At 62.9% G+C, this 16,819-nt stretch carries 17 protein-coding genes; 7 read left to right on the forward strand and 10 right to left on the reverse strand.

The window, feature by feature from the left end:
* Window positions 1–2: 2 nt before the first annotated feature.
* The 10 genes from PspS35_RS17790 to PspS35_RS17835 all read right to left on the reverse strand — a co-directional run bounded on the left by PspS35_RS17790 (window position 3) and on the right by PspS35_RS17835 (window position 9,481).
* Window positions 3–770 carry an ABC transporter ATP-binding protein gene (locus tag PspS35_RS17790; RefSeq protein ID WP_159936112.1) on the reverse strand — a complete coding sequence of 256 codons (768 nt, stop codon included), beginning with the start codon at window positions 768–770 and terminating at the stop codon, window positions 3–5.
* Between the two features lie 3 nt (window positions 771–773).
* On the reverse strand, window positions 774–2,114 hold the full coding sequence (locus tag PspS35_RS17795; RefSeq protein WP_159936113.1) for an ABC transporter substrate-binding protein: 1,341 nt from the start codon (window positions 2,112–2,114) through the stop codon (window positions 774–776).
* Window positions 2,115–2,133: 19 nt separating this feature from the next.
* Entirely contained in the window at window positions 2,134–3,183 is a 1,050-nt protein-coding gene (locus tag PspS35_RS17800) for a branched-chain amino acid ABC transporter permease (RefSeq protein ID WP_159936114.1), read from the reverse strand.
* 4 nt (window positions 3,184–3,187) lie between these two features.
* On the reverse strand, window positions 3,188–4,069 hold the full coding sequence (locus tag PspS35_RS17805; RefSeq protein ID WP_159936115.1) for a branched-chain amino acid ABC transporter permease: 882 nt from the start codon (window positions 4,067–4,069) through the stop codon (window positions 3,188–3,190).
* The gene (locus PspS35_RS17810) at window positions 4,069–4,839 is read right to left on the reverse strand and encodes an ABC transporter ATP-binding protein (RefSeq protein ID WP_159936116.1); all 771 of its coding nucleotides are present in this window, start codon (window positions 4,837–4,839) and stop codon (window positions 4,069–4,071) included. The genes PspS35_RS17805 and PspS35_RS17810 overlap by 1 nt, the downstream gene beginning before the upstream one ends.
* Window positions 4,836–5,684 carry an acyl-CoA synthetase gene (locus PspS35_RS17815; RefSeq protein WP_159936117.1) on the reverse strand — a complete coding sequence of 283 codons (849 nt, stop codon included), beginning with the start codon at window positions 5,682–5,684 and terminating at the stop codon, window positions 4,836–4,838. Before PspS35_RS17815 ends, PspS35_RS17810 begins: the two co-directional genes overlap by 4 nt.
* 111 nt (window positions 5,685–5,795) lie before the next feature.
* On the reverse strand, window positions 5,796–7,229 hold the full coding sequence (locus PspS35_RS17820; RefSeq protein WP_159936118.1) for an LLM class flavin-dependent oxidoreductase: 1,434 nt from the start codon (window positions 7,227–7,229) through the stop codon (window positions 5,796–5,798).
* Complete coding sequence (locus tag PspS35_RS17825) at window positions 7,229–7,555, reverse strand: acyl-CoA dehydrogenase (protein ID WP_159936119.1); 327 nt, start codon at window positions 7,553–7,555, stop codon at window positions 7,229–7,231. Before PspS35_RS17825 ends, PspS35_RS17820 begins: the two co-directional genes overlap by 1 nt.
* Before the next feature lie 11 nt (window positions 7,556–7,566).
* Window positions 7,567–8,763 carry an SfnB family sulfur acquisition oxidoreductase gene (locus tag PspS35_RS17830; RefSeq protein WP_159936120.1) on the reverse strand — a complete coding sequence of 399 codons (1,197 nt, stop codon included), beginning with the start codon at window positions 8,761–8,763 and terminating at the stop codon, window positions 7,567–7,569.
* 154 nt (window positions 8,764–8,917) lie between these two features.
* The gene (locus tag PspS35_RS17835) at window positions 8,918–9,481 is read right to left on the reverse strand and encodes an XRE family transcriptional regulator (RefSeq protein WP_027606295.1); all 564 of its coding nucleotides are present in this window, start codon (window positions 9,479–9,481) and stop codon (window positions 8,918–8,920) included.
* 93 nt (window positions 9,482–9,574) lie between these two features.
* Between PspS35_RS17835 and PspS35_RS17840 the strand changes: the two genes are divergently transcribed.
* The 7 genes from PspS35_RS17840 (at window position 9,575) to PspS35_RS17870 (ending at window position 16,754) form a co-directional block, all read left to right on the forward strand.
* Window positions 9,575–10,504 carry a DMT family transporter gene (locus PspS35_RS17840; protein ID WP_159936121.1) on the forward strand — a complete coding sequence of 310 codons (930 nt, stop codon included), beginning with the start codon at window positions 9,575–9,577 and terminating at the stop codon, window positions 10,502–10,504.
* A gap of 195 nt (window positions 10,505–10,699) precedes the next feature.
* Window positions 10,700–13,621 carry a monovalent cation/H+ antiporter subunit A gene (locus PspS35_RS17845; protein ID WP_159936122.1) on the forward strand — a complete coding sequence of 974 codons (2,922 nt, stop codon included), beginning with the start codon at window positions 10,700–10,702 and terminating at the stop codon, window positions 13,619–13,621.
* Window positions 13,621–13,965: a Na+/H+ antiporter subunit C gene (locus PspS35_RS17850; RefSeq protein WP_003192163.1), complete on the forward strand. Its 345-nt coding sequence runs from the start codon at window positions 13,621–13,623 to the stop codon at window positions 13,963–13,965. The genes PspS35_RS17845 and PspS35_RS17850 overlap by 1 nt, the downstream gene beginning before the upstream one ends.
* Window positions 13,962–15,644: a monovalent cation/H+ antiporter subunit D gene (locus PspS35_RS17855; protein ID WP_159936123.1), complete on the forward strand. Its 1,683-nt coding sequence runs from the start codon at window positions 13,962–13,964 to the stop codon at window positions 15,642–15,644. The genes PspS35_RS17850 and PspS35_RS17855 overlap by 4 nt, the downstream gene beginning before the upstream one ends.
* On the forward strand, window positions 15,641–16,129 hold the full coding sequence (locus tag PspS35_RS17860) for a Na+/H+ antiporter subunit E (protein WP_159936124.1): 489 nt from the start codon (window positions 15,641–15,643) through the stop codon (window positions 16,127–16,129). Before PspS35_RS17855 ends, PspS35_RS17860 begins: the two co-directional genes overlap by 4 nt.
* Complete coding sequence (locus PspS35_RS17865; protein WP_003211751.1) at window positions 16,126–16,404, forward strand: K+/H+ antiporter subunit F; 279 nt, start codon at window positions 16,126–16,128, stop codon at window positions 16,402–16,404. Before PspS35_RS17860 ends, PspS35_RS17865 begins: the two co-directional genes overlap by 4 nt.
* On the forward strand, window positions 16,401–16,754 hold the full coding sequence (locus PspS35_RS17870) for a Na+/H+ antiporter subunit G (RefSeq protein ID WP_159936125.1): 354 nt from the start codon (window positions 16,401–16,403) through the stop codon (window positions 16,752–16,754). The genes PspS35_RS17865 and PspS35_RS17870 overlap by 4 nt, the downstream gene beginning before the upstream one ends.
* Window positions 16,755–16,819 lie beyond the last annotated feature (65 nt).

Raw genomic sequence — 16,819 nt, forward strand, 5'->3', positions numbered from 1 at the left:
CCTTACTGTTTACCCAGGTAAATATCATGCAAGTCGCCCCGCGCCAGCAGTTCGGCGGCGCTGCCACTCAAGGCCACGCGCCCAGTATCGAGCACGTAGCCGTGGGACGCATAGCGCAGCGCCACGTTGATGTTCTGCTCGGCGATCAGGAAGCTCACCTGCTGCTCGCGGTTGAGTTGCGCGATGATCTCGAAGATCTCCTGCACGATCATAGGCGCCAAACCCATGGACGGCTCGTCGAGCAGTACCAAAGTAGGACGGGTCATCAACGCCCGGCCGATGGCGACCATCTGCTGCTCGCCGCCCGAGGTCAGCCCGGCGCGGGTGTGGCGCTTGGTCTTGAGCCGGGGGAACCAGGCGTAGATGCGTTCCAGGTCGTGCTCCATGTCCTTGCGGCTCAGGCGCCGCACAAAGCCGCCGCTGCGCAGGTTGTCTTCCACGGTGAGCTGGCCGAACACGTGGCGGCCCTCCAACACATGCACCATGCCCTGGCGCACGCGCTGGCTGGGATCGATACCCGCCAGGTCCTTGCCTGCGTACTCGATCACCCCTCGACTGACCTCGGCACGCTCGGCCCGCACCAGCCCGGAGATCGCCTTGAGGGTGGTGCTCTTGCCGGCACCGTTGGCCCCGAGCAAGGCGACGACGGCGCCCTTGGGCACGCTCAGCGACACCCCGGCGACGGCCAGGATCGCGCCGTCGTAAATCACTTCAATATCGTCGACCGTCAACAGCAACGGGCTCGCGGACTGGCTGGCAGGCTGGCTCATGGTTTACTCATCCCCGGTGCAGGTGCGTGGCGTCAGGCCTTTTTCCTTGGCGAACGCGGCGGATTTTTCATCGATCAACGGGCGCAGCAACGCACGGTCGGCTGCGATCCAGTCGCTGACCAGCGTCCAGTTGGCGCCGTCCCATTGCTGCACCCGCGCCGAACCGCCACCTTCGTGGTCGCGGCACGACAGCTTGAGGTTTTGCATCAGGCCCAGGTAGCCCATGGCCTTGAGGCGTGCGTCGTCGATATTCAGGTGTTCCAGGCCCCAGCGGCCTTCTTCGCCATTGAGTGGACGCTTGCCGAACTTGGCCTGGGCCGTGCGGATGGCTTCCACCGCCACGGCGGCATTCACCAGGCCGGAGTTGTAGTAGACGCTGCCGAAGTTTTTCAGGTCCTTGAGGTCGCTGTGGCCCTTGTCGAGGATGTATTGCTTGAGGCGCTTGTGGATCTCGAAATCGGCACCCGCCGGGTAAGGCGTCAGCGCCAGGTAGCCCTTGGCGGCGGCGCCAGCGGGCAGTACGTCTTCGCTGGAACTGGCCCATATATCGCCGATGATGTGGTCCGCCGCAAAGCCGAAGCGTGCGGCGGTTTTCACCGCCACCGGCGTCGACACGCCCCAGGTGCGCAGGAACACCCAGTCCGGGTTGGCCTGGCGCACCTGACGCCATTGCGCCGATTGTTCGTTGCCCGGATCGGCCACCGGAATCTGGATATTTTCAAAACCGTATTGCTCGGCCAGCAATTTCAGCGGGCCGAGGGTTTCGCGCCCATAGGCCGAGTCGTGGTAGACCGTGGCGATCTTCTTGCCCTTGAGTTTGTCGAAGCCGCCCTCGCGCTGGGCGATGTAGTTCACCAGGGTCGACGCCTCGCTGTAGAAGGTCAGCATCACCGGGAAGTTGTACGGGAACACCGTGCCGTCAGTGGCTTCGGTGCGACCGTAACCGAGGGTGATCAGCGGGATCTTGTCCACCTCGGCCCTTTCGCTCAGCGCATAGGCGGCCGGTGCGCCGTTGGGCTGGTACACCGCGACCGGCGCGCCATCCAGGCCGTTCTTGAAGCGCTCATAGCACTCGATGCCCTTCTCCGCCGTCCACTCGGTCTCGCATTCCTGCCACACCAGTTTTACGCCATTGATGCCGCCTTCGACCTCGTTGATATAGCGCAGGTAATCGATCATCCCGGCCCATACCTGCACGCCGCTGGAGGCGTAGGCGCCGACGCGGTAAGTCGCCAGGGGGAAGAATTGCTGGTCGGCCGAGGCCATCGCCTGGGGGGCGGCAGCGGACAACGCCGCCAACGCAAAGGCCGCACTGACCAGGGAACGTTTCAAAGATGCACGCATGGAAATTCTCTTGTATAGGTCAGAAACGCAGCGGCCACTGCCGCAGCCGATCGCGAAGGTTATGCAACAGGCGAATCAAGCCCTCGGGTTCCTTGATCAGGAACACGATGATTAATACGCCAAAGATGATTTTCTGCAGGTTCTGCAACTGCCCTGCGTCCACCGAACCGCCAAACACGGCTTGCCCGGCGTGACTGAGGAAAATCGGCAGCAAGCTGATAAACGCTGCGCCGACGAAGTTGCCGGCGATGCTGCCCATGCCGCCGATAATGATGATGAACAGGATCTGGAATGAGCGGTTGATATCGAAGCTGCTGGCGCTGGCCGTGCCCAGGTAGGCAAAGGCCCACAATGCACCGGCAATACCGAGGTAAAACGAGCTGACCGCAAACGCCAGGCGCTTGTAGCGCACCACCGGGATGCCGACCACGGCGGCGGCGGTGTCCATGTCGCGAATCGCCATCCAGTTGCGTCCTACCTGGCTGCGCACCAGGTTCACGGCGGTCCAGGTCAACAACAGCACCGTGACCAGCGTCAGCCAGTAGCGGCCCAGCGGCGTGTTGAGGTCGTGGCCGAACAGCGCCAGCTTGGGCGCCGAGATGGTGCCGGACGAGCCGTAGTTGTAGAACCAGGGGAATTTGACGAACAGCCACTCCAGGAAAAACTGCGCGGCCAATGTGGTGACCATCAGGTAGAAGCCCTTGATGCGCGAGCTGGGCAGCCCAAACAGCAAGCCCACCAACGCACTGATAACCCCGCCGCCGAGCAGCGCCACCGGCAAGCCCAGCTCCGGCAAGCGCAGCAGGAAGCCGTAGGTCGCGAAGGCGCCGACCGCCATGAAACCCGCCGCGCCCACCGACGTTTGCCCGGTGTAACCGGTCAGCAGGTTCAAGCCCAGCCCGGCCAGCGACAGCACCAGGAACGGGATCAGGATCGCATTGAGCCAATAGTCATTGCCCCACAGTGGCACCACGACAAACGCCAACGCCAGCAGACCGAGCAGGCCCCACGGCACGCGTCGCGGTACCAGCAACAGTGGCGCGATGTGTTGAGCAACAGGAATCGACATGGTTTCAGACTCGCTCGATGGCACGCTCGCCGAACAGGCCGGCGGGACGGATATACAGGAAGGCCAGGGCCAGGACGTAGGCAAACCACGGCGTGATGCCGCCGCCGATCAGCGGGCCGATGTACACCTCGGCGAGGTTCTCCGCCGCGCCGACGATCAGCCCGCCGACAATCGCGCCGCCAATCGAGGTAAAGCCGCCGATGATCAACACCGGCAACGCCTTGAGCACCACCAGCGACAGCGAGAACTGCACCCCTTGGCGTGCGCCCCACAGCAACCCCGCCACCAGCCCGACAATGCCAGCCACCGCCCACACGATCTGCCAGATGCGGTTGAGGTTGATGCCAATGGACAGCGCCGCCGTGGTGTCATCCGCCACTGCGCGCAGGGACACGCCGATGCGGGTCTTGTTGAACAGCAGCGCGAGCACCGTCACCAGCACCACGGCGGCGACGGCGGCAATCAGGTCGAACTGGCTGAGCATCAGCGGGCCGATAAACAGCGGCACATCATCAATGCCCAAGTCCAGCGCACGCACCTGCGAGCCCATCACGCCCTGGGCCAGGCCTTCGATAATGAACGACAGCCCCAAGGTGGCCATGAACAGGGTGATCTGCGAGCGGTTCACCAGCGGGCGCAAGACCAAGCGCTCGATAAGCAACGCGCCGACGATCATCACGATCACCGTCAGCAGCAACGCCAGGGCAAACGGCACGCCCTGGTCATGCAGGCTGACGAAGGTCAGCGCGGCAAACAGCAGCATCGCGCCCTGGGCGAAATTGAACACGCCGCTGGCCTTGTAGATCAGCACAAAACCGATCGCGACCAGGGAGTACATGGTGCCGGCGAGCAGACCGCCGAGCAGGGTTTCGAAGAAGAAAGTCATCAGTGGACGGCTCCCAGGTAAGCGGCGATCACCTCGGGGTTGGCCTGCACCTGTGCCGGCGTGCCGTCACCAACCTTGCGCCCGTAATCGAGCACCACCACATGGTCGGACAGGCCCATCACCACGCCCATGTCATGTTCGATCAACACCACGGTGGTGCCGAGGTCGCGGTTCACGTCGGCCACGAAACGCGCCATGTCCTGTTTCTCTTCGGCGTTCATACCGGCCATGGGTTCGTCGAGCAGCAACAAGGTCGGACCCGCGATCAGCGCGCGGCCGAGCTCCACACGCTTTTGCAGGCCGTAGGACAGGTTGCCCACCAGCACATCGCGGTGGGCCTGCAACTCAAGAAACTCAAGAATGGCTTGGCCGCGCAGGCGAAACGCCTCTGCCTCTCGGCGCGCGCGGGGCAAGCCCAGGGCCTGCTCGATAAAGCTGCTGCGCATGTGTCGCGACAGCCCCGTGAGGAGGTTGTCGAGCACGCTCATCTTCTTGAACAGCGCGTTGTTCTGGAAGGTACGGCCAATGCCGCGACGCGCTGCACTCAAGGGATCGATACGGTGGAAATGTTGCTGTTCGAAGACGATCTCGCCGGCGTCAAAGCGATACACGCCATTGAGCACGTTGAGCAACGAACTTTTACCGGCGCCGTTGGGGCCGATCAACGCGCAGATCTCGCCGCGCTGCACATCAAAAGACAAGGCGTTGATGGCCTTGACCCCTTTGAACGACAGCGAGATATCGCGCACCTGGAGAATAGCGTCGCTCATGCGATATCCCGTTTGAATTCAGCCAGCCACACCGGCTCGGCAGTGGATTTGAGGGGCTGCCAGATGTACGCCAGGCGCTGGAAACCCAACAGTTTGCGCACGCGGTTCTTCAGCAACTGCCGCAGGCCGCTTTGCGGATGGGCGATGGCCCAGTCGCACAGGCGTCGACGCCAGGTACCCTGGGGTGCCAGGCGGCTTTCGATCTCCTCGGCCAAGTGCTGTAACCGCTCGGGCGACAGCAGCAGGCCAGTGGGCGCCACTTCACTGCGATCACGCTGCGCCGAGGCCAGGCTTTCCGGGAACGCCAGGCCGTGGCCGCTGCTCAGCCATTGCTCCAGCAGCACCGCCAGGCCGCCTTGCCAGTGGGTGCCCTCTTCACTCCACAGTGCGGTTTCGCCGGTGGGTTGCCACCAGCGCTGCACATGCTGCGCGGGCTCGACCGGGCCGAGTAGTTGGGCGAAATCCAAACGCTGGGTGAACGTCCAATCGCGCTGGCGACCTTGAACGTAGGCGTGGCTGGGATGGATACGCCACAGGTGTTGCTCCAGCGCCTGCGGCTCAAGGTTATCGGCCAACGTCAGCACCTGTGCGCCGACAGACTGGGCCGCCAACGCCAGCAACAGCAGGTTCGGCTCAAAGGCGCCGCTGAGCACCAAGCGTGACTGTTCGCCGAAACCTTGCTGGCGCAAACCATCGGCCAGGCGTTCGACGTCGCGCAAGGCGTCGATCCAACGCCAGGCGTACCACCGGCCCTGGCGCTTGTGGCGCAAGGCGATGTGCAACGGCGTGAGTTGCGACCAGTGGCGCAGGTGCTCCAGAGAGGCCTTTGGTTCGAGCACGCTCATAGGGGTTTGCTCCTATTGGGGGGTTGGCGTGCGGTGGTCCGCTGGCTGGATGGTTTGGATCACCACAGGGCAACTTTGGGAGGGGGCTTGCCCCCGATGGCAGTGTGTCAGTTAGAACACCTTTGATTGAGCCACCGCTATCGGGGGCAAGCCCCCTCCCACATTGGAATTTTGTGCACCAGATAGATCGCGATAGCCGGCGCCTGGGTGATTGGCTCCCAACCTTGCGCCGTCGCCAAACAACTTCTCGCGCAACGTGCCCTGGGCGTATTCGGTCTTGTACACGCCACGTTTCTGCAACTCCGGCACCAGCCATTCCACAGCGTCGACAAAGGTTTCATGGGTCAGCGCATAGGCCAGGTTGAAGCCGTCCACGTCGGTCTCTTCCACCCATTCCTGGAGCAGATCCGCCACGGTTTCCGGGCCGCCGACGAACAGTGGGCCAAAACCACCGATGCCGACCCAATCGGCCAGTTCATTCGGCGTCCAAACCTTGTTCGGGTCCGCCGTAGAGAACGCTTCTACCGCCGATTGAATGGCATTGGTGTGCACATGCTTGAGCGGCTCATCGGGTTTGAACTGGCTGAAGTCGATGCCGGTCCAGCCGGAAATCAACGCCATCGCACCTTCGTAGCTGACGTAGGATTTGTACTCGTCAAACTTGGCTTTAGCCTTGGCGTCAGTCTCGTCGACGATCACCGTCTGCAAGTTGAAGATCAGGATTTTCTTCGGATCACGCCCGGCTTCGGCCGCACGGCGGCGGATGTCGGCCACGGTCTTTTTCAGCAGCACCTTGGACGGCGCGGCGACGAACACGCACTCGGCCTGCTCGGCGGCGAACTGTTTGCCGCGGCTGGACGCGCCGGCCTGGTACAGCACCGGCGTGCGTTGCGGTGACGGCTCGCACAGGTGAATGCCGGGCACCTGGAAGTGTTTGCCGACGTGGCGGATTTCGTGGATTTTGCTCGGGTCGCTGAAAATCCGCCGTTCGCGGTCACGCAGGACCGCGCCTTCTTCCCAACTGCCTTCCCAGAGCTTGTAGCAAACCTGCAGGTATTCCTCGGCGTAGTCGTAGCGTGCGTCGTGTTCGGTCTGGGCTTTCTGGCCGAGGTTCTTGGCGCCACTTTCCAGGTAAGAGGTCACGATGTTCCAACCGATGCGGCCCTTGGTCAGGTGGTCGAGGGTCGACAGTCGGCGGGCGAACGGATACGGATGTTCAAAGGACAACGAAGCGGTGAGCCCAAACCCCAGGTGTTCGGTGACCAGCGCCATCGGTGCGATCAGCGACAGCGGGTCATTGACCGGCACTTGGGTGGCTTGGCGAATCGCCGCGTCGCCGTTGCCGTTGTACACGTCGTAGATGCCCAGCACATCGGCGATAAACAGGCCGTCGAACTTGCCGCGCTCGAGGATTTTCGCCAGGTCGGTCCAGTATTCCAGGTCCTTGTACTGCCACGACCGGTCACGCGGGTGCGCCCACAGGCCGGGAGATTGGTGGCCGACGCAGTTCATGTCGAAGGCATTCAAGCGGATTTCACGGGTCATCAAAGCACTCCGTTGAGGTGGTAGTTGCCGACAACCTGGTATTTCCAGCGCAACGGATCATCGACGGTCGAGGGCAATGCGGTGCGTTGGCCGGTCAGTTCGAATTCGGCGTTGCTGGCCGCGATCAGGGCCTCGGCGGCGGCGATCTGTGCTTCGGTGGCAGCCACCGGGCTGGGGTGGGTGTCGGCACGTTCAAGCAAGGCAGCGGCCACGTCGACGCGGATCTGCAAGTCGCCGAAGCGGCTGATCACATAGGGGTCGTCGCTTTTTTCGACATGGCGGCGGGTGCTGTCCAGCAGTTGGCGTGCGAGCGTCAGTGCGGTCATGGGTCAGGTCCTCAGTTCCAGGCGTGGCGCGCAGGTTTCACGCCGTTGAGCACGAAGTTGCCGATCAGGTGGTATTTCCAGCGGGCCGGGTCGTGCAGGGTGTGGGTACGCGCATTGCGCCAGAAGCGGTCGAGGTTGTGCTTGGCGGTGACCGAGCGGGTACCGGCCAGTTCGAACAGTTTGCTGCTGGCGAGCAAGGCGGTTTCGGCCGACAGCACTTTGGCCTGGGCCACCACCAACGAGGCGTGGGCGACGGTGTCTTCATTCGGTTCGGCGAGGGCTTGGTCCACGGCGATACCGGCCTTGGCCAGGATCGCTTCGGTGCCGTGCACGCGCCATTGCAGGTCGCCGATGGCGGCGATGGTGAACGGGTCTTGCCAGCCGTGATCCTGTTGGCTGTCGATCCACGGCCGCGCCTGACGGGCATAAATCTTGGCTTGCTCAAGGGCGCCGAGGGCGATGCCGGTGTCGACTGCCGCCTGGATGATTTGCGAAATCGGGCCGTCGGCCGTGGGTTGGTCAAACGCCAGGTGGGCGGGGATCACCGCGCTCAAAGGTACGGTCACACCGTCGAGGGTCACACCGCCACTGGCAGTGGTGCGCTGGCCGAAGCCGTCCCAGTTGTCGATCACGGTCAGGCCTGGCGCATCGCGCTCGACGAGGCCGATGAACGCCTGGCCGTTCTCGTTATTGCCCACCGTGGGCACGATATGGGCGAACAGCGCGCCGGTGCAGTAGAACTTTTCGCCGTTGATTTGCGCGGTATCGCCGTGAAAGCGGATCTGAGTGTCGAAGGTGCCGGCGTTTTTGCTCTTGGCCTCGGAGAAGGCATTGCCGAACCGGTAGCCCGCGAGCACCTTGCCGAAATAGTGGTTCTTTTGTTCCTCGGTGGCGGTTTGCAGCAGGATGTCCACCACACCGAGGTGGTTCTGCGGGATTTGCCCCAAAGACGGGTCGGCGGCGGAGATCAACTTGATCACCTCGGCCACCGTCACATAGGACACCCCGGCACCGCCGTAAGCCTTGGGAACGGTGATGCCCCACAAGCCGCTGGCGGAAAATTCGTCGAGTTCGTCCACCGGCAAGCGACGGTCGCGGTCGCGCACGCTGGCGTCGACGGCAAAACGCTCGGCCAGGCGCGTGGCGACCTCGATGGCCTCCGCGTCCGAGCGGATGATATGGGCAGGGTGTTGAGGATGGGCTGACATGGGCCGACTCCAGGCTCCGAGGGAATATCGGAGTAACTGCAGGAGTCGTGCCTGAATTTAATCGGCAATAAAATCAGTGGTTTGCTGTGAAAATCTGGTTATACGCAGCGTTTCAAACCAGCAAAGTGTGCATCCACTGTTGCCTGGCGAACAGTTAGATCACCACATTGCGCACAAAGCGCACGGCGACCTGGCCGTCATTGCGATAGGCATGGGGCTGGTGGCTGGCGAACATGAAGAATTCGCCGGCGCCGATGGTATTTTCCTGCTCACCGACCACCAACGTCAGGCTGCCCTCGAAGACGAACAGTTGCTCGCTCCACCCCTCAAGGTCGGGGTCCGGGCAATAACGATCGCCCGGTTCAAGACGCCACTCCCATAACTCGACCTCGCGCCGCGCCGTGGCCTTGGCCAGCAACACCGCTTTGCTGCCGTCGATTTCCCCCGCCCAGGCCAGTTCGTTGATGCGGCTGTGATCGCGCACATCCGGGGCCTGGATCAGGTCGCTGAAGGCCACGTCCAACGCTTCGGCCACGCGGTCGAGGGTGGACAGGCTGACGTTCTTTTCGCCGGCTTCGATGGCCACCAGCATGCGCCGGCTGACCCCGGATTTTTCCGAGAGTGCGGTCTGGCTGAGGTCGGCAGCATGGCGCAGGCGACGAACGTTCTGGCTGACGTGTTGCAAGACCGAGGCGCGTTGTGGATTTTCTTTGTGCACTATATTGCTCATTGGGTGGGTGTGCGCAGTATACTGCCCAGCGTGCGGCGCATTGTGCGGTCCGTGCCTTTCCCTTGCAAGACCAGAGCCGCCATGACCACCGCCAAAACCCCTTCGCGTTTCAACCGTTTCAGCAAAGCCGAATGCATCCTGGTGTTTATCACCATGATCTGGGGCGGCACGTTTTTGCTGGTGCAACACGCCATGACCGTCAGCGGGCCGATGTTTTTCGTGGGCCTGCGTTTTGCGGCGGCGGCGATTGTGGTCGGGTTCTTTTCCTTGCGAACCCTGCGTGACCTGACGTTGTTCGAACTCAAGGCGGGTGTGTTTATCGGGGTCGCGATCATGTTCGGCTACGGCTTGCAGACCATCGGCCTGCAGACGATCCTGAGCAGCCAGTCGGCATTTATCACCGCGCTGTATGTGCCATTCGTGCCGCTGCTGCAATGGCTGGTGCTGGGCCGTCGCCCGGGGTTGATGCCGAGCATTGGCATCATGCTGGCATTTGCCGGGTTGATGTTGTTGACCGGGCCTGCGGGGGCTTCGTTGAATTTCAGCCCTGGGGAAATCGCGACCTTGATCGGCGCGATAGCGATTGCGGCCGAGATCATTTTGATCAGTGCATTTGCCGGGCAGGTGGACGTACGCCGGGTGACGGTGGTGCAACTGGCCACGGCGTCGCTATTGTCGTTCCTGATGGTGGTGCCGATGGGCGAGGCATTGCCGGGGTTTTCGTGGTTGCTGCTGTTCAGCGCGGTAGGCCTGGGCCTGACCAGCGCGGTGATCCAGGTCGCGATGAACTGGGCACAGCAAAGCGTTTCGCCGACGCGGGCCACGTTGATCTATGCCGGTGAGCCGGTGTGGGCAGGCGTGGTCGGGCGGATTGCCGGCGAGCGCTTCCCGCCGATTGCGATGCTGGGGGCGGTGTTGATTGTGGTGGCGGTGATTGTGAGTGAGATGAAGACGCGTGGGCAAAAGTCTCAGGCGCTGGAGGACGCGTTGGAGCACGAGCGTCAGAATTGAGGTGACTGTATTGGACTGGGGCTGCTGCGCAGCCCAGCGGGAGCAAGCTCCCTCACCCCGGGGAGCGCTTAGGTCTGAAACAATGCCAAACGGGAAGTTTCAGCCTACCTTGTAGGATCCTGCCACATCTTGCCATTTGGTGATCGCCAAAGCGGCACGTATGATGCATCCCAAACTCCCGCAGATTAGAAGCCTATGTCCCTGATAGTTCTACTGCTTCTGCCGTTCATTGGCAGCTGTCTGGCGGCCTTGCTGCCGCACAATGCACGTAACACCGAATCCCTGCTGGCTGGCCTCGTGGCCCTGGTCGGAACCGTTCAAGTCGCCCTGCTCTACCCCCAGATCGCCCACGGTGGCGTGATCCGCGAAGAATTCATGTGGTTGCCCAGCCTTGGGCTGAACTTCGTGTTGCGCATGGACGGGTTTGCCTGGCTGTTCTCGATGCTGGTGCTCGGCATCGGCACGCTGGTGGCGCTGTATGCGCGCTACTACATGTCGCCGGACGACCCGGTGCCGCGGTTCTTCGCGTTTTTCCTGGCGTTCATGGGCGCCATGCTCGGGCTGGTGATCTCCGGCAACCTGGTCCAGATCGTGTTCTTCTGGGAACTGACCAGCCTGTTCTCGTTCCTGTTGATCGGCTATTGGCATCACCGTGCCGATGCACGACGCGGCGCCTACATGGCCCTGATGGTCACCGGCGCAGGCGGCCTGTGCCTGTTGGCGGGTGTGATGTTGCTGGGGCATATCGTCGGCAGCTATGACCTGGACGTGGTGCTGGCGGCGGGCGATCAGATCCGCGCGCACGCGCTGTACCCGGTGATGCTGGCCCTGGTACTGATCGGTGCCTTGAGCAAAAGCGCGCAGTTCCCGTTCCACTTCTGGCTGCCCCACGCCATGGCCGCACCGACGCCAGTGTCTGCCTACCTGCATTCGGCGACGATGGTGAAGGCCGGCGTGTTCCTGCTGGCCCGCCTGTGGCCGTCGCTGTCGGGCAGCGAAGAATGGTTCTGGATCGTCGGCGGCGCCGGCGCCCTCACCCTCCTCCTCGGCGCTTACTGCGCCATGTTCCAGAATGACCTCAAGGGCTTGTTGGCCTACTCCACCATCAGCCACCTCGGGCTGATCACCTTATTGCTGGGCCTTAACAGCCCGCTCGCGGCCGTCGCCGCAGTGTTCCATATTCTCAACCACGCCACCTTCAAAGCCTCGCTGTTCATGGCGGCGGGCATCATCGACCACGAAAGCGGCACGCGGGATATCCGCAAGCTCAGCGGTCTGGTGCGTCTGATACCGTTTACCGCGACCCTGGCGATGGTGGCCAGTGCATCCATGGCCGGCGTGCCGTTGCTCAACGGCTTCCTGTCCAAAGAGATGTTCTTCGCCGAAACGGTGTTTATCTCTGCAACCCAGTGGGTGGAAATCGCCCTGCCGGTGATCGCGACTATCGCCGGCACCTTCAGCGTGGCCTATGCGCTGCGTTTTACCGTTGATGTGTTCTTCGGTCCGCCCGCGACCGACCTGCCCCACACGCCCCACGAGCCGCCACGCTGGATGCGCGCCCCGGTCGAGTTGCTGGTGTTCACCTGCCTGCTGGTAGGCATTTTCCCGGCCCAGGTGGTCGGCTCGATCCTCGCTGCCGCCGCACTGCCGGTGGTGGGCGGTGTGCTGCCGCAGTACAGCCTGGCGATCTGGCACGGCTGGAACGCGCCGATGATCATGAGCCTGGTGGCCATGAGCGGCGGCGTGGTGCTCTACCTGATGTTGCGCAAGCAGCTCAAGCGCGGGCGCTTCAAGTACCCGCCGCTGGTGGGCTACTTCAACGGCAAGCGCGGCTTCGAGCGTTGCCTGGTGGTGATGATGCGCGGCGTGCGCAAGATCGAGAAACGCATCAGCACCAAGCGCCTGCAAACCCAGTTGTTCCTGCTGGTGATCGTCGCGGTGATCGGCGCCCTGATCCCGATGCTCAACAGTGGCCTCAGTTGGGGCGACCGCCCGAAGATTGCGGGGTCTATCGTCTTCGTCACCCTGTGGCTGCTGGCAATCGCTTGCGCCCTGGGCGCCGCGTGGCAAGCCAAGTACCACCGGCTGGCGGCCCTGACCATGGTCAGCGTGTGCGGCCTGATGACCTGCATCACCTTCGTGTGGTTCTCCGCCCCCGACCTGGCGTTGACCCAACTGGTGGTCGAAGTGGTCACCACCGTGCTGATCCTGCTCGGCCTGCGCTGGCTGCCTCGGCGGATCGAAGAGGTTTCGCCCCTGCCAAGCTCGCTGCGCAAAGCACGCATTCGCCGCCTGCGTGACTTCCTGCTGTCCACCGTGGTGGGCGGCGGCATGGCGCTGCTGTCCTACGCGATGTTGACCCGCCAGACGCCCAACGATATTTCCTCGTTCTACCTCAGCCGCGCCCTGCCCGAAGGCGGCGGCAGCAATGTGGTGAACGTGATGCTGGTGGACTTCCGGGGCTTCGACACCCTCGGCGAAATCACCGTGCTCGGCGCCGTGGCGCTGACGGTGTACGCCCTGCTGCGGCGTTTCCGCCCATCCAAGGAGAGCATGCAACTGCCTGCGCAACAGCGCCAACTGGCGCCGGACGTGGCCACCGACCTGGTCAACCCGCGCCAGGCCAGCGACACCGCCCTGGGCTTTATGATGGTGCCGGCGGTGTTGGTGCGCCTGCTGCTGCCAATTGCGCTGGTGGTGTCGTTCTACCTGTTCATGCGCGGCCACAACCAACCGGGCGGCGGGTTTGTCGCGGGGCTGGTGATGTCGGTGGCGTTTATCTTGCAATATATGGTGGCCGGTACACAGTGGGTCGAGGCGCAGATGAGCCTGCGGCCGATGCGCTGGATGGGCTTCGGGTTGCTCTCGGCGACCCTCACCGGGCTGGGTGCGTTGTTTGTCGGCTACCCGTTCCTCACCACCCACACTTGGCATTTCAGCCTGCCGCTGCTGGGCGATATCCATGTCGCCAGCGCGCTGTTCTTCGACGTCGGGGTGTACGCGATGGTCGTCGGTTCAACCCTGTTGATGCTCACCGCCCTCGGCCACCAGTCGGTGCGCGCGCACAAACCGAGCAACCAGGCCAAAGTAGTCGCCGCAACTGAAGGAGCCGCCTGATGGAAGAAGTCATTGCAATTGCCATTGGGGTCCTGGCGGCCTCCGGCGTCTGGCTGATCCTGCGCCCACGGACGTTCCAGGTGGTAATGGGCCTGTGCCTATTGTCGTACGGGGTCAACCTGTTCATTTTCAGCATGGGCAGCCTGTTTATCGGCAAGGAGCCGATCATCAAGGACGGCGTGCCGCAAGACCTGCTCAACTACACCGACCCGCTGCCCCAGGCGCTGGTGCTGACGGCCATCGTGATCAGCTTCGCCATGACCGCCTTGTTCCTGGTGGTGCTGCTGGCCTCCCGTGGCCTGACCGGCACGGACCATGTGGACGGCCGGGAGCCCAAGGAATGAATTGGGTCAATCAACTGATCGTCGCGCCCATCCTGCTGCCGCTGCTCACCGCCGGGCTGATGCTGATGCTTGGCGAAAAGCGCCGCCCGCTCAAAGCCAAGATCAACCTGTTCTCCAGCGTGATCGGCCTGGGTATCGCAGTGTTACTGCTGTACTGGACACAAAAAGGCGGCCCTGGCTCGATCGGCGTGTACCTGCCGGGCAACTGGCAAGTGCCGTTCGGCATTGTGCTGGTGGTGGATCAGCTGTCGGCACTGATGCTGGTACTCACCGGGATCATCGGCGTGAGCGCGCTGCTGTTCGCGATGGCCCGCTGGGACCGCGCGGGCACCAGTTTCCATGCGCTGTTCCAGGTGCAAATGATGGGGTTGTACGGCGCGTTCCTGACTGCCGACCTGTTCAACCTGTTCGTGTTCTTCGAGGTGCTGCTGGCAGCGTCCTATGGCTTGATGCTGCACGGCTCAGGCCGCGCGCGGGTGTCGGCGGGGCTGCATTACATCGCGATCAACCTGCTGGCGTCGTCGCTGTTCTTGATTGGTGCGGCGATGATCTACGGCGTCACCGGCACGCTGAATTTTGCTGACCTGGCGCTGAAAATCCCGCTGGTACCGGAGGCCGACCGCGGCCTGCTGCACGCCGGTGCAGCAATCCTGGCGACGGCATTTTTGGCGAAAGCCGGCATGTGGCCGCTGAACTTCTGGCTGGCCCCCGCCTACTCCTCGGCCAGCGCGCCGGTGGCGGCGATGTTTGCGATCATGACCAAGGTCGGCGTGTACACCGTGCTGCGCCTGTGGACGCTGCTGTTCTCCGGCCAGGCCGGCGCTTCGGCGCTGTTTGGGGGTGACTGGCTGGTGTATGGCGGCATGGCGACCATCGTCTGCGCGGGGTTGGCGATGGTGGCGGCGCAGCGGCTGGAGCGCATGGCGAGCCTGAGCATCCTGGTGTCAGCGGGGATCCTGCTGTCGTCGGTGGGTTTTGCCCAGCCGAGCCTGACCGCTGGGGCGCTGTTCTATCTGGTCAGCTCAACGCTGGCATTAAGTGCGTTGTTCCTGCTGGCAGAACTGATCGAGCGTTCACGTTCGGCCAACGACCTGCCGCTGGATGAGGAAATCGATGCACTGCCCAGGGCCATGGAATCCCTGCATCCGCGCCCTGGCGTGAACCTGGATGACGAGCAGAAGGCGGTGGTCGGCCAGGTAATTCCGTGGACCATGGCGTTCCTCGGCTTAAGCTTTGTCGCCTGCGCGCTATTGATTATCGGCATGCCGCCGCTGTCCGGGTTTATCGGCAAGCTCAGCCTGTTGAGTGCGCTGGTCAATCCACTGGGCCTTGGCAGCGGCCTCGAAGGGCCAATCCGCCCGGCGGCGTGGGGCCTGATGGCATTGCTGATCCTGTCCGGTCTGGCCTCGTTGATCGCCTTCGCCCGCCTGGGCATCCAGCGCTTCTGGACACCGGAGGAGCGTCCATCGCCGTTGCTGCGCCGTTACGAGTGCGTGCCGATCTTCTTCCTGCTCGGCTTGAGCATCCTTTTGACCTTCAAGGCCGAGCCGCTCATGCGCTACACCCAGGCCACGGCCGAAAGCCTGAACAACCCGGAAAGCTACGTGATGGCCGTCATGGCCACGCGTCCCGTGCTCAGCCCTGAAGCCAAGACGGCCGCCCTGGAGGTGCAACCATGAAACGCCTGCTGCCTGCACCGTGGCTATCCCTGGCATTGTGGGTGCTGTGGCTAGTGCTGAACCTGTCCGTCAGCCCTGGCCATCTGCTGTTGGGTGCTGCGCTGGGCATTCTCGCCCCGCTGCTGATGGCGCCGTTGCGCCCGCTGCCGATCCGCATCCGCCAACCTGGGGTCATCATCCGCCTGTTCTTCCTGGTGGGGCGCGACGTGATTGCCTCCAACCTGCAAGTGGCGTGGGGCGTGCTGACATGCGGCTCGCGCCCACCGCGTTCGCGCTTCATCAAGATCCCCCTGGACTTGCGTGACGCCAACGGCCTTGCCGCCCTGTCGATGATCACCACCGTGGTGCCCGGCACCATCTGGTCGGAACTGGCGCTGGACCGCAGCATCCTGCTGCTGCACGTCTTCGACCTGGATGACGAAGCGGCCTTCATCGAACATTTCAAAAGCGCCTACGAGCGGCCATTGATGGAGATCTTCGAATGAGCGCCCTACTCTCCAACGCAATCTTGTTCAGCCTGTTCCTGTTCTCCCTGGCCATGGTGCTGACCCTGGTGCGCTTGTTCAAAGGCCCGTCGGCTCAGGACCGGGTACTGGCGCTGGACTACCTGTACATACTGGCGATGCTGATGATGTTGGTGCTGGGCATTCGTTATGCCAGTGACACCTACTTTGAAGCGGCGCTGCTGATCGCGCTGTTCGGCTTCGTCGGCTCGTTTGCCCTGGCCAAATTCCTGCTGCGTGGCGAGGTGATTGAATGATCAATATGGACGTGTTGCCACTGTGGGTTGAAGTGATCGTCGCGATACTGCTGGTGCTCAGCAGCGTATTTGCGCTGATTGGCGCGATCGGGTTGCTGCGTATGAAAGACTTCTTCCAGCGCATGCACCCGCCGGCACTGGCCTCGACGTTGGGCGCCTGGTGTGTGGCACTGGCGTCGATCATCTACTTTTCAGTGCTCAAGTCCGGGCCGGTGTTGCACGGCTGGTTGATTCCGATTTTGTTGGCGATCACCGTGCCAGTGACTACTTTGCTGCTCGCGCGTACAGCGCTGTTTCGCAAGCGTATGGCCGGGGATGATGTGCCGGCCGAGGTCAGCAGCCGCCGCTGAGCGCTTAGGCGAACACGGTAAAAAATGTGGGCAGGTAGAACACAGCCAGACTGTAGACGCCAATC

The organism is Pseudomonas sp. S35, from assembly GCF_009866765.1.
Lineage (GTDB): Bacteria > Pseudomonadota > Gammaproteobacteria > Pseudomonadales > Pseudomonadaceae > Aquipseudomonas.